At 62.8% G+C, this 12107-nt stretch carries 13 protein-coding genes; 8 read left to right on the forward strand and 5 right to left on the reverse strand.

The genetic code is table 11. From position 1 onward, the window contains the following. Positions 1 to 36 precede the first annotated feature (36 nt). The 6 genes from ACZ445_RS17525 to ACZ445_RS17550 all read left to right on the forward strand — a co-directional run bounded on the left by ACZ445_RS17525 (position 37) and on the right by ACZ445_RS17550 (position 5905). Positions 37 to 816 carry an SDR family oxidoreductase gene (locus ACZ445_RS17525; protein WP_341869319.1) on the forward strand — a complete coding sequence of 260 codons (780 nt, stop codon included), beginning with the start codon at positions 37 to 39 and terminating at the stop codon, positions 814 to 816. A gap of 9 nt (positions 817 to 825) precedes the next feature. Further along, positions 826 to 1626, forward strand: coding sequence for an SDR family oxidoreductase (locus ACZ445_RS17530; RefSeq protein ID WP_179029440.1), 801 nt, complete (start codon positions 826 to 828; stop codon positions 1624 to 1626). Positions 1627 to 1688: 62 nt separating this feature from the next. Continuing rightward, positions 1689 to 2642 carry a sugar-binding transcriptional regulator gene (locus ACZ445_RS17535; protein WP_464707337.1) on the forward strand — a complete coding sequence of 318 codons (954 nt, stop codon included), beginning with the start codon at positions 1689 to 1691 and terminating at the stop codon, positions 2640 to 2642. 22 nt (positions 2643 to 2664) lie between these two features. Then, on the forward strand, positions 2665 to 3588 hold the full coding sequence (gene tal / locus ACZ445_RS17540) for a transaldolase (RefSeq protein ID WP_310863879.1): 924 nt from the start codon (positions 2665 to 2667) through the stop codon (positions 3586 to 3588). Continuing rightward, the gene (locus ACZ445_RS17545) at positions 3585 to 4580 is read left to right on the forward strand and encodes a GlxA family transcriptional regulator (protein ID WP_058424012.1); all 996 of its coding nucleotides are present in this window, start codon (positions 3585 to 3587) and stop codon (positions 4578 to 4580) included. Before tal ends, ACZ445_RS17545 begins: the two co-directional genes overlap by 4 nt. 125 nt (positions 4581 to 4705) lie before the next feature. Further along, positions 4706 to 5905 carry an NAD(P)/FAD-dependent oxidoreductase gene (locus ACZ445_RS17550; protein WP_058424013.1) on the forward strand — a complete coding sequence of 400 codons (1200 nt, stop codon included), beginning with the start codon at positions 4706 to 4708 and terminating at the stop codon, positions 5903 to 5905. 31 nt (positions 5906 to 5936) lie between these two features. Here ACZ445_RS17550 and aqpZ read toward each other — a convergent pair whose 3' ends face one another. The 4 genes from aqpZ to ACZ445_RS17570 form a co-directional block, all read right to left on the reverse strand. Next, entirely contained in the window at positions 5937 to 6650 is a 714-nt protein-coding gene (gene aqpZ / locus ACZ445_RS17555) for an aquaporin Z (RefSeq protein ID WP_058424014.1), read from the reverse strand. 90 nt (positions 6651 to 6740) lie between these two features. Beyond that, entirely contained in the window at positions 6741 to 7925 is a 1185-nt protein-coding gene (locus tag ACZ445_RS17560; protein WP_058424015.1) for a sugar transporter, read from the reverse strand. A gap of 140 nt (positions 7926 to 8065) precedes the next feature. Continuing rightward, positions 8066 to 8425, reverse strand: coding sequence for a type 1 fimbrial protein (locus ACZ445_RS17565; RefSeq protein ID WP_310863881.1), 360 nt, complete (start codon positions 8423 to 8425; stop codon positions 8066 to 8068). A gap of 86 nt (positions 8426 to 8511) precedes the next feature. Beyond that, positions 8512 to 9510: a bile acid:sodium symporter family protein gene (locus tag ACZ445_RS17570; protein ID WP_058424017.1), complete on the reverse strand. Its 999-nt coding sequence runs from the start codon at positions 9508 to 9510 to the stop codon at positions 8512 to 8514. An 86-nt stretch (positions 9511 to 9596) separates the two neighbouring features. On the opposite strand from ACZ445_RS17570, the gene ACZ445_RS17575 reads away from it, so the two are divergent. Continuing rightward, positions 9597 to 10385, forward strand: a complete 789-nt coding sequence (locus tag ACZ445_RS17575; RefSeq protein ID WP_058424018.1) for an AraC family transcriptional regulator — start codon at positions 9597 to 9599, stop codon at positions 10383 to 10385. A gap of 2 nt (positions 10386 to 10387) precedes the next feature. Here ACZ445_RS17575 and ACZ445_RS17580 read toward each other — a convergent pair whose 3' ends face one another. Next, positions 10388 to 11389: an ABC transporter substrate-binding protein gene (locus tag ACZ445_RS17580; protein WP_179030403.1), complete on the reverse strand. Its 1002-nt coding sequence runs from the start codon at positions 11387 to 11389 to the stop codon at positions 10388 to 10390. 163 nt (positions 11390 to 11552) lie between these two features. On the opposite strand from ACZ445_RS17580, the gene ACZ445_RS17585 reads away from it, so the two are divergent. Further along, the gene (locus ACZ445_RS17585) at positions 11553 to 11981 is read left to right on the forward strand and encodes a hypothetical protein (protein WP_058424020.1); all 429 of its coding nucleotides are present in this window, start codon (positions 11553 to 11555) and stop codon (positions 11979 to 11981) included. The last annotated feature ends 126 nt before the right edge of the window (positions 11982 to 12107 follow it).

Raw genomic sequence — 12107 nt, forward strand, 5'->3', positions numbered from 1 at the left:
CAAGCCCCCTCCCACAGGGGTCAGCTGTGATTTCAAATAACGGAGTTATCCATGCAGCTTTTTAGTCTTGAAGGCCAAGTGGCCTTTGTCACCGGCGCCGGCAGCGGCATTGGCCAGGCGATTGCCGTGGGGCTGGCCGGAGCCGGCGCGGATGTGGCCTGCTTTGACTTACCGGGCAGCCCCGGCATCGCCAGCACCGTCGAACGCATCCAGGCCCTGGGCCGTCGCGCCCTGGCCTTGAGCGGTACGGTCACCGAGCGCGCCGCACTGGACGCGGCGGTGGCACGCACAGAAGCCGAGCTGGGCGAACTGAGCGTCGCGGTCAATTGCGCCGGCATCGCCAATGCCCAGGCCGCCGAAGACCTCGAACTGCAACGCTGGCAAACCACCCTGGACATCAACCTCACCGGCATTTTCCTCAGTTGCCAGGCCCAGGCCGCCGTGATGTTGCCCCGGGGCAAAGGCGCCATCGTCAATATTGCCTCGATGTCCGGCAGCATCGTCAACCGTGGCTTGCTGCAAGCGCACTACAACACCTCCAAGGCCGGCGTGATTCACCTGAGCAAGAGCCTGGCGATGGAATGGGCCGACAAGGGCTTGCGGGTCAATTGCATCAGCCCCGGCTACACCGCCACGCCGATGAACTCGCGCCCGGAAGTCGCCGACCAAGTGAAGATCTTTGAACAGACCACGCCCATGGGCCGCATGGCCAGCGTGGAAGAAATGGTCGGCCCGGCGATTTTCCTGGTCAGCCAGGCCTCGTCTTTCTGCACCGGTGTCGACCTGTTGGTCGATGGCGGCTTTGTGTGCTGGTAGGAGTTCGTCATGTCCCAACGATTCAGCGGTAAAACTGTGGTCATCACCGGTGCCTGCCGGGGCATCGGCGCCGGCATTGCCGAGCGCTTCGCCCAGGAAGGCGCCAACCTGGTACTGGCTTCCAACGACCTGGAGCGCGTCACCTTCACCGCCGACCAACTGGCCCGGGAATACCAGGTCGACACCCTGGCCCTGGCCATCGACGTCACCCGCGAAGACGATATCGAAACGCTCTACCGCGAAGGCCACGCGCGGTTTGGCAGCATCGACGTGTCGGTGCAGAACGCCGGCATCATCACCATCGACCATTACGACAAGATGCCCCGTGCCGATTTCGACAAGGTGCTGCAGGTCAACACCACTGGAGTGTGGCTCGGTTGCCGGGAGGCGGCCAAGTACATGGTCAAGCAAGGCAGCGGCCGGCTGATCAACACCTCCTCTGGCCAGGGTCGCCAGGGGTTCATCTACACGCCCCACTACGCCGCCAGCAAAATGGGCGTGATCGGCATCACCCAGAGCCTGGCGCTGGAACTGGCGCGGCATAACATCACGGTCAACGCGTTTTGCCCCGGCATCATCGAAAGCGAGATGTGGGACTACAACGACCGGGTGTGGGGCGAGATCCTCAGCACCGACGAGAAACGCTACGGCAAGGGTGAATTGATGGCCGAATGGGTCAACAACATCCCCCTGCGCCGCGCCGGCAAACCCTCGGATGTCGCAGGCCTGGTGGCGTTTCTCGCCTCGGACGATGCGGCCTACCTGACCGGCCAGGCGATCAATATCGACGGCGGCCTGATCATGTCGTAAGGGTTTGGTATCCTCACGGCCATTGAGTCATGCCTTTTACTATAAAGAGCCCTGAGGCCTTCATGAGCCAGATCGAAGAACAGCGCCTGATCACCAAGATCGCGAGCCTCTATTACGAAGAAGGGTTCAAGCAGTCCGAGATTTCCGCGCAACTGGACCTGTCCCAATCCTTTATCAGCCGCGCCCTGCGCCGGGCGCTGCAGGAAGGCGTGGTGAAGATCACGGTGATGCGCCTGCAAGGCCTGCACCTGGAACTGGAAACCCAGTTGCAGCGCCGCTACGGCGTGCGCCGGGTGATCGTGGTGGAAGCCACCGAGCCGGGCAATGACGAGAGCATCAAGCAGGCCATCGGTTCGGCTGCCGCCCACTATCTGGAAACCAGCCTGTCGCCCCAGGACCATATCGGTATTTCGTCGTGGAGCAGCACCATTCGCGCCATGGTAAGCCACCTGCACGCGCAACCCGGCAAACAGGCCGCCCAGGAAGTGGTGCAACTGTTGGGCGGCGTCGGCCACAAGGGCGCGTTTGAAGCCACGTTGCTGACCCAGCGCCTGGCGACCCTGCTCAACTGCCCGGCGTTTCTGCTGCCCTCGCAAAGCATCGAGCAATCGGTGGAGAGCAAGCAGCGCATCGTGCAGATGGAAGAGGTCAAGGAAGTGCTGCAGCGCTTTGACAGCATCACCCTGGCGATTGTCGGCATCGGCGACCTGGAGCCCTCGCAACTGCTGCGCAACAGCGGCAACTACTACACCGAAGACATGCTGCGCCTGCTCGCCGAACGCGGCGCGGTGGGCGATATCTGCCTGCGCTACTTCGATGCCCAGGGCCAGCCGGTGCTGGAGGAAGATGAAGAATTCGTGGTGTCGGTGGCGCTGCACAAACTGCGCGCCATCCACCGGGTGCTCGGCCTGGCCGGTGGGTTGAACAAGGTCCAGGCCATTCGTGGCGCGCTGCAGGGCGGCTACCTGGACATCCTGATCACCGACCTGGACACCGCACAGGCCCTCAACCAATAACCCTTTTTGGAGACTGCCGCTCATGACGTCCAAGCTCGAACAACTCAAGCAATTCACCACCGTGGTGTGCGACACCGGCGACCTGGAAGCCATCAGCCGCTTGCGCCCGGTGGACGCCACCACCAACCCGTCGCTGCTGCTCAAGGCCGCTGCCATCCCGGAATATGCCGAGTTGCTGCGCAGCGCGGTGGGCCAGTCCAAGGGCGATGTGGACCTGGCCTGTGACCGCTTTGCGGTGGCGGTGGGCTGCGGCATTCTCAAGGTGATTCCGGGGCGCATCTCCACCGAAGTCGACGCGCGCCTGTCCTTCGACGCAGACGCATTATGGGCCAAGGCCAACCAGTTGATCGCGCTGTACGACCAGGCCGGCGTCGGCCGCGACCGCGTGCTGATCAAGCTGGCCTCTACCTGGGAAGGCATTCGCACCGCCGAGCGCCTGGAAAAGGCCGGGATCCAGACCAACCTGACCCTGCTGTTTTCGTTCGTCCAGGCCGCCGCCTGCGCCGACGCCGGGGTGTTCCTGATTTCGCCGTTCGTAGGCCGCATCTATGACTGGTACCGCAAGAATACCGGCCTGGACTACACCGGCGCCGAAGATCCGGGCGTGCAGTCCGTGACGCGGATCTACAACTACTACAAGGCCAACGCCATCAACACCGTGGTCATGGGCGCCAGCTTCCGCACCCTCAGCCAGATCGAACAACTGGCCGGCTGCGATCGCCTGACCATCAGCCCCGAGCTGCTGCAAAAGCTCGATGAAGACCAGGGCCTGCTGGAACGTCGATTGAATCCGGGCGCGGTTGGCGAGCCGCGCCAGCCCCTCAACGAAGCGCAGTTCCGCTGGGGCTCCAACGAGGACGCGATGGCCACCGAGAAACTGGCCGAAGGCATTCGTCAGTTCGCCCGCGACCAGGAAAAACTCGAGGCGGTCCTCGCAGCCCTATGAGCCCTGCCCTGTCGCTGAGCCAGCCTCGCACCCTGGTGTTCCTGGCCTACCCCCAGATGGGCCTGCTCGACCTGACCGGCGCCCAGACCGTGTTCTGGGCCGCCACCAAGGCCATGGCCGAGCGTGGCTTGCCGGGCTACGTGATGCACACCGCCAGCCTGGCCGGCGGCCTGATGCAGACCGCCGAGGGGCTGAGCGTGGACACGCTGGCGCTGGAACACCTGGACACGCACGCCATCGACACCCTGATCGTACCCGGCGCGCCAGCGATCCAACAGGCGATGGCCGCCAACACCGAGCTGGTGCAATGGCTGCGCGTGGCCTCCGCCAGCGCCGGGCGCACCGCGTCGGTGTGCAGCGGCACCTTCCTGCTGGCCATGGCCGGCTTGCTCGACGGCCGCCGCGCCGCCACGCATTGGGCCATGTGCGACATGCTCAAGCAGGGTTTCCCGGACATTATCGTGGACATGGACGCGATCTTTATCCAACAGGGCAATGTGTGGACGTCAGCGGGTGTGACCGCCGGTATCGACCTCGCGCTGGCGTTGGTAGAGGCCGATTGCGGACGGCCCGTCGCCCTGCAAGTGGCGCGGGAACTGGTGGTGTTTCTCAAGCGCCCCGGAGGCCAGGCGCAATTCAGCCAACTGCTGCAAGCGCAAACCGACGACACCGCCGGTTTCGATGCGTTGCACCTGTGGGTCGCCGACAACCTCAGCGACAGCGACCTCACCGTGGAGCGCCTGGCTGAACAAAGCCGCATGAGCCCGCGCAACTTTGCCCGGGTCTACAAGCAGAAAACCGGGCGCACGCCGGCCAAGGCCATCGAGCTGTTTCGCCTGGAGGCGGCGCGGCGCCTGCTGGAAGACTCCCAGCGCAACATTGACCAGGTCGCGCAACTGTGCGGCTTCGGCGACGAAGAACGCATGCGCTATACCTTCCAGCGTCACCTTTCGATCTCTCCCCGCAACTATCGCGAGCGCTTTTCACGCTGAGCGCCTGCGGCCTGGCAGTAATTCAGGGTTATGTGTCCTACCAGACAAGCAGCGCTGCTTTTACAGTGAGCCGGCAACGCCTCACCGCTTGAGCAAACGAATTGACCTGGTCTCTGGAGCATCCCATGAAACAGCACATCCTTATTATCGGCGCCGGGTTCAGTGGCGTCTGGAGCGCGTTGAGCGCTGCGCGCCTGCTGGACAAACATGATCGCCACGACGTGCAGATCAGCCTCCTCGCCCCACAGCCGGAACTGCGCATCCGTCCACGTTTCTACGAGCCCGCTGTACACACCATGCAGGCGCCACTGGGTCCGTTGTTCGACGCCGTGAACGTCAAGTTCATTCAAGGCGCGGCTGACAGCATCGATGAAAACGCCAAACAGGTGACCTACCGCGATACGGCCGGCATCTGCACCACGATCGCGTACGACCGCCTGGTGCTCGCCGCCGGCAGCCGTCTGAACCGTCCGCAGATGCCAGGCATTGAGCATGTCTTCGATGTGGACCAGATCGAGGATGCCACGCGCCTGGAAGCTCATATCACCGCGTTGAAAAACCTGCCTGACAGTCCCGCGCGCAACACGGTGGTGGTCGCTGGCGGTGGTTTCACCGGCATCGAGACCTCCACCGAAATGCCGGCGCGTCTGCGGGCAGCCTTGGGTGACGATGCCGATATCCGCGTCATCGTCGTCGACCGTGGCCCGCAGATTGCCGCCTCCATGGGGGATGGCATCCGCCCATCAATCATCGAAGCCAGCAACGCGTTGGGCCTGGAATGGATATTGAACACGTCGGTGGCTTCAGTGGATGCCGGCGGCGTTACCCTGGCGGATGGACAACGCATTGAATCGAAAACCGTGATCTGGACCATCGGCTTCCGGGCCAACCCGCTCACCGAGCAGGTCAGCGGTGCCCGCGATCCCCAGGGCCGCCTGCATGTAGACGGCACCCTCAAGGTCAAGGGCCAGGCCGACGTGTTCGCCGCCGGTGACGTGGCCTACGCCGCCACCGATGACCTGGGCAACTTTGCCGGCATGTCCTGCCAGCACGCCATCGCCCTGGGCCGCTATGCCGGCAATAACGTCGCCGCCGACCTGATCGGCGTGGCGCCGATGACCTACCGCCAACCCAAATACGTGACCTGCCTCGACCTCGGCGCCTGGGGTGCCGTGTACACCGAAGGTTGGGATCGCCAACTGAAGCTGGTTGGTCAGGAAGCCAAGGACCTCAAGCATCAGATCAATACCGTGTGGATCTACCCACCGGCCGCCGAGCGTGCTGGCGCGCTGGCGGCGGCCGACCCGTTGATTCCGGTGGCTTGACCCCTTGCTCCCGGGCGCCCGCCGCTGTTGTTCAGGCGGGCATTTTTTTGCGGCATTCATCCATTGATCGAGCTGCCACCGCGCCCATCACCCCGCCCACCATCGGCGCCAGCCAGAACAGCCAAAGCTGTGCCAGGTAATCCACCCCGGCAAACAACGCCGGCCCGGTGCTGCGTGCTGGGTTGACCGAGGTATTGGTCACGGGGATCAGGACCAGGTGAATCAAGGTCAGTGCCAAGCCAATGGCAATCGGGGCAAAGCCAGGCACCGCGCCGGGTGCGGTGACGCGCATAATGATGAAGACAAAGAAAAACGTGGCGATCAGTTCAGCCAGCAACGCGGACTTCATGTCGAAATGACCGGGGCTGAGCGGACCATAGCCGTTGGCGGCAAAACCACCCACCGCGAAATCCGGCTGCCCGTTGGCAATCAGGAACAACGTGGCAGCGGCCGTAATCGCCCCCGCGACCTGCGCCACGATGTACGGCAGCACATCAGCGCCCTCGAGACGACGCCCCACCCACAGGCCGATGGTCACCGCCGGGTTGAAATGCCCGCCGGAAATACCGCCCAGCGCATAGGCCATGGTCAACACCGTAAGCCCAAACGCCAGCGAAACACCCACAAAACCAATGCCCAACCCGGGGAAAGCAGCCGCCAGGATGGCGCTGCCACAGCCGCCGAAGGTCAGCCAGAACGTACCGATGAACTCTGCAGTCAAACGTTTTTGCACAATCAACTCCATTGCTGCTCAAGTGCCGTCACCACGGGAGGTGGGCGGTCCGGGGCGACGGTAGCAATGGGTATCAATATGTCCTGTAAGACTTGTCTGGTTTTAACGGCTTACAACGCCCTGCCCAAATTTCCTGATCGCCAGGCAGTAACCGATCAACGCTACCGCCGCCAGCAACCCACCGGCCGCGCCGATCCAGGCGAAGCCGAACTGGCTGCCGACCCAACTGCCCATCAGCGCGCCGCCGCCGATGCCGATGTTGTAGATGCCGGAGAACATCGCCATGGCCACGTCGGTGGCGTCGGGTGCCAGCACCAGCACCTTGGATTGCATCGCCAGGCCAAAGCCCATGATCGCCATGCCCCAGAAAACGCTCAGCACCACCAGATAAGACTCGGCACCGCTCAAGGGCAGCAGCAACGCCAGGCAGGCGGCCAGGATAAACACTGCGCCCACCACGAACAGATGCGGGTTGAAACGGTGCACCAGGCTGAACAGCAGCGAACCGATGATGCCCGCGCCGCCGAACACCAGCAGGATCAGGGTCACCGCGCTGCCGCTCATGCCGGCCACGCCTTCGACGAAGGGTTCGATGTAGCTGTAGGCGGTGAATTGCGCAGTGACCGTCATCGCGGTCAACACATACAGCGCCACCAGCGCCGGACGCTTGAACAGCAGCGGCAGGCTGCGCAACGAGCCGGAGTTCTGGCTCGGCAACAGCGGCAAGGTGCGCGCCAGCCAGAACACCAGCGCAGCGGCGAACGCGCCGATCACCAGGAACGTGGTGCGCCAACCCATGGCCTCGCCCAGCAAGCGGCCCAACGGAATACCCAGCACCATCGCCAGGGAAGTGCCAGTAGCCAGCAGGCCGAGGGCTTGCACCTGCTTGCCTTCCGGCGCCAGGCGTACCGCGAGTGAGGCGGTGATCGACCAGAACAGCGCATGGGACAGGGCGATGCCGATACGACTGAGCATCAGGATGCCGAAACTGGTGGCGACACTGGAAAGGATGTGACTGGCGATAAACAGGCCGAACAGCACGATCAGCAGCTTGCGCCGTTCCACGTTGCGGGTCAGCAGCATCACCGGCAATGAAGTCAGGGACACGATCCAGGCATAGATGGTGAGCATCAGCCCGACGCTGGACACCGGCATGTCGAAACTGGCGCCGATGGCACTGAGCAGCCCGACGGGCACGAATTCGGTGGTATTGAACACAAACGCGGCCAACGCGAGAGCGAAGACCGGTTGCCAATTGGCTTGGGGCGTTGCGGCTGAAATGCTCATGGAACGGCGCGGTACTCTGGCTGTGATCAAGCGGGGGCGGTGATCGAGCGGCCACCCAGGACAAGCGCCGCCGCCGAGCATTCTATAGGTTTCCGGCCCGACTGTTGGCGCTCATCCCGCTCAAAATGACCTCAACCGGGTCAGGGTGCCGTCATGGTGACCACGTAGGCCCCCGACTGAACCGGCTTGCCGAGGGCATCCACCAGCACATACCGCTGGTCGAAATAGCGCCCGTTGGGGCTGTCGGCCACCAACTTGACGTTGACCGCCGCATTGCCCAGCGCGGTCACACTGCGCACCGACTGTGCCTCGAACTGGCTGCCACGCAGGGCTTGCGGGCATCCATTGAACTCCACTGTCGCCCCGCCCGACGTACTGGGGTTGCAACCGGGCTCGACGATGCTGCCGTGAAATTGAATGACACCGGAAGATGCCGCCAGGCATGCCCCCGCCCATACCGCAAGAACACCGGTAACCAGTGACAAACGTAAAACGTTCATGTCGACGCTCCTTCTTGGGCTGTTAAGAAGTAAGTCGTCTGGCCCGGCGTTTACTTGAGGTTATTCGTCGGTGTCTGAAAGAAAAGTTACGGGTCCACCTGCCCCATCAATTCCGGAATCGACTCCGGCCGATTCGCATAACGCTGGGCCAACGCCGCGCAGACCATCAACTGGATCTGGTGGAACAGCATCAGCGGCAGGATCAGCACGCCCATGCTCGCCCCGGCGAACAGCACCTGGGCCATCGGCACACCGGTGGCCAGGCTCTTTTTCGAACCGCAGAACAGGATAGTGATGCGGTCTTCCTGATTGAAACCGAACGCCTTGCCGAGCACCGTGGACGCCACCAGCACCAGGCCCAGCAATACGCAGCACGCCACCACCAGGCCGCCCAGCTCCCACAGCGGGATCTGGTGCCAGATGCCCTCATTTACCGCTTCGCTGAACGCGCCGTAGACCACCAGCAGGATCGAGCCCTGGTCGACGAATTTCAGCCAGGACTTGTTGCGCCCGACCCACTCACCAATCCAGCGGCGGGCGATCTGCCCGGCGATAAACGGCAGCAGCAATTGCACGCTGATTTTGAGGATGGCGTCGACCGTCGAGCCGCCGTCGCCGTGCACATTGAGCAGCAGCGTCACCAGCAACGGTGTCAGGAAGATGCCGAACAGGCTGGACGCCGCCGCGCTACAGATCGCCGCCGGGATATTGCCCCGCGCCAGCGATGTAAATGCAATCGCTGATTGCACCGTGGCCGGCAAGGCGCACAGGTAGAGCATGCCCATGTACAGGTCTTTGCCGATCAGGGGTGAGAGCACCGGCTTGAGCGCCAGGCCCAGCAGCGGGAACAGCACAAAGGTCAGGCTGAACACCAGCAGATGCAGGCGCCAGTGCCCGGCGCCGGCGACGATGGCCTGGCGCGACAGCTTCGCGCCGTGCAGGAAAAACAGCAGCGCGATGGCCAGGTTGGTGACCCAGCCGAAGGCCACGGCGGTCTGGCCGCTGGCGGGCAGCAGGGAAGCGAGAATCACCGTGGCGATCAGGGTCAGGGTGAAGTTGTCGGGCAGGAAACGGGGGCGAGTCATAAGCAGGATCTTCCGGGGGTTGCCAAGAGCGTCATCGCGACTCTAACGTAACGGCTTGTTACCGACTAACGCCAATGAGCCAACAAATGCCGCCTAAAGGACATGCCAACACGGTGCGCCGTAGCGTGCCAGGGCTTTCCAGCCTGCCACGGCCGGTGTACGGGCGCACCGAATCGCTGCCCAACCGTGCGCTGACCCGCCGGCACAGCCACCCGTGGGTGCAATTGTCCTACGCGATTTCCGGGGTGCTGGAGATCCAGACCAGCGTCGGCCGCTTCGTCGCGCCACCCCAGCGCGCGGTGTGGATTCCAGCCGGTGTACCGCACCGCGTGTTCAGTTCGCCCCACACCGAAATGCGCAGCCTGTACCTGGATTGCAGTGTCACTACCTGGGCGGCAGAGCGCTGTCATGTGCTGGCGGTGAGCAGCCTGCTGCGCGAGTTGATCCGCAGCTTCAGCGAACTGCCGGTGGAATATGCCGAGGACGGGCCGGACGGGCGCCTGGCCCAGGTGGTGCTGGACCAGCTGGCGGCGGCGCCGCACGTCGACCTGATGCTGCCACTGCCGCTGGACCCGCGCTTGCGCCCGATCTATCGCAGCCTGAGTGCGCACCCGGAACAGCAGACGACCTTGGGCCAGTGGAGCCAGAAACTGGAGGTGAGCGAGAAGACCCTCAGTCGGTTGTTCTTGAGCGACACCGGGCTGACGTTCCGCGCCTGGCGCCAGCGCCTGCGCTTATTGAGCGCCCTGCCCGCCCTGGAGCAAGGTGAGCGGGTCACGGATGTGGCACTGGGGTGCGGCTATGAATCAACGTCGGCGTTTATCAATGCGTTTCGCCAGCAATTCGAGGCGACGCCTGGTGAATTCTTCCGCTGACATCAGCTGCCATTGCCGCCATGGGCCTCTTCGAAGAAGTAGTCCTTCCAACTGGCGGCTTTGTTTTTCAGCACGCCGAGTGCCTGCAATTTCTCGGCATAGATGTAGGTACGCTGCGGCGCGATGGTGAAGTCGATCTCCGGGTCCTGGACGATTTTTTCCACCAGGTCCAACGGCAACTTCGACTGTTCTACGCGGATATAGGCCTTGGCTGCCGCTGGTTTATCGGCCTTGATGATCGTCTCGGCTTCGGCCAGCGCGGCATAGAACGCCTTGTAGGTCTTGGGGTTTTCGTCGTGGAATTTCTGCGTGGTGTAGAGCACGTTGAACGTGGCCGGCCCACCCAGGATGTCGTAGGAACTGAGCACCTTATGCACATTCGGATTGAGCAATTCCTGGTACTGGAACGGCGGGCTGGAGAAGTGCGCATTGATCTCCGAACCACCGGCAATCAGCGCAGCGGTGGCATCGGGGTGAGCCAGGCTGATGGAGATGTCGTCGAACTTCTTGTAGTGAGCATCGCCGAACTGCTTGGCGGTCTCGATCTGCAAGGTGCGCGACTGGAAGCCCACGCCGGCGGCGGGTACGGCGATGCGGTCTTTTTCGCTGAAGTCCTTGAGGGTCTTCACGTTGGGGTTGTTGGTCAGCAGGTAGTTGGGCATCGAGCCCAGGGAGGCGATGGCCTTGACGTTCTGCTTGCCCTTGGTGCGGTCCCACAGGGTCAGCATCGGCGGTACACCGGCAGAGACCACGTCGAGCGCACCGGCCAGCAGCGATTCGTTCATGGCGGTGGCGCCGGAAATGCTGTTCCACTCCACCTGGATATCCAGGCCCTGTTCCTTGCCGTGTTTTTCGATCAAGTGCTGGTCACGCACCACGTCGAGGATCAGGTAGCCGATGCCGAATTGCTGGGCGATGCTGATCTTGCCTTCGGCCTGGGCGCCGATACTGATCAGGGCCGTCGCAGCCGCCATCAGGGTCAGGGAGGAACGCTTGAAAGTCATGGGAGTCTGCCGCGTTTTTAAGAAGGTGATGGAGCCTAGCGACGTTTTTTTAGACTGGAAAAGAATATCTGGATCTATTGTTATGCAAATGGCCCACAAACCAACGCTCGGCTGCTATTGTGCCGCGCTTTGAAAAACTGCCGAACCAGCGAGGAAATGGACGTTGAACACTGACGAAAAAATGACCGGGGACCTGTTCGAGGTGGATAAGCGCCTGTCACTCAAACCCGTGGTGGACTTCAACGCCTACCTGCGCAGCGCGTTCGGCGACGGCCCGTGCAGCTGCATCCGCTGCACCAGCGGTAACGGCGATGAAAACGGCTATGAGTTCCAGCACAGCTTCACCTTCGACGGCAAACCCACCCAGCGCCGCTTCGCCACCACGGCAGGCAGCGATGTGTTGCAGGTGTTGAAGAAGGCCTGGTTGTCGTACACCAAGGCCGAGCTGCCGTTGAGCGGTGTGCTGGCGCTGGATACGGTGAAGGAGTTTGTCGAGCCGCAGTTGCACAAGCGGTTGATACCGCTGTTTTTGGCCAGTGGGTTGGTCAAGGATGTGGAGGGGGCGTTGCAGGTTCAGCCGCAGGTGGCGTAAGCCACAGTTTGTCGAGCAGGCAGATGGTTGTGGCGAGCGGGCTTGCCCCGCGCTGGGCTGCGCAGCAGCCCCATAACCAGGCAAGCACGTTCCACCTGAAGGAAATCGATCCCTGTCATGGGGTGG

It is taken from the genome of Pseudomonas allii (assembly GCF_055380095.1).

Coding starts and splice junctions, on each gene's coding strand:
- ACZ445_RS17530 (WP_179029440.1), top strand. CDS start 826: ATGTCCCAACGATTCAGCGGTAAAACTGTGGTCATCACCGGTGCCTGC.
- ACZ445_RS17535 (WP_464707337.1), top strand. CDS start 1,689: ATGAGCCAGATCGAAGAACAGCGCCTGATCACCAAGATCGCGAGCCTC.
- tal (WP_310863879.1), top strand. CDS start 2,665: ATGACGTCCAAGCTCGAACAACTCAAGCAATTCACCACCGTGGTGTGC.
- ACZ445_RS17545 (WP_058424012.1), top strand. CDS start 3,585: ATGAGCCCTGCCCTGTCGCTGAGCCAGCCTCGCACCCTGGTGTTCCTG.
- ACZ445_RS17550 (WP_058424013.1), top strand. CDS start 4,706: ATGAAACAGCACATCCTTATTATCGGCGCCGGGTTCAGTGGCGTCTGG.
- aqpZ (WP_058424014.1), bottom strand. CDS start 6,650: ATGGAGTTGATTGTGCAAAAACGTTTGACTGCAGAGTTCATCGGTACG.
- ACZ445_RS17560 (WP_058424015.1), bottom strand. CDS start 7,925: ATGAGCATTTCAGCCGCAACGCCCCAAGCCAATTGGCAACCGGTCTTC.
- ACZ445_RS17565 (WP_310863881.1), bottom strand. CDS start 8,425: ATGAACGTTTTACGTTTGTCACTGGTTACCGGTGTTCTTGCGGTATGG.
- ACZ445_RS17570 (WP_058424017.1), bottom strand. CDS start 9,510: ATGACTCGCCCCCGTTTCCTGCCCGACAACTTCACCCTGACCCTGATC.
- ACZ445_RS17575 (WP_058424018.1), top strand. CDS start 9,597: ATGCCGCCTAAAGGACATGCCAACACGGTGCGCCGTAGCGTGCCAGGG.
- ACZ445_RS17580 (WP_179030403.1), bottom strand. CDS start 11,389: ATGACTTTCAAGCGTTCCTCCCTGACCCTGATGGCGGCTGCGACGGCC.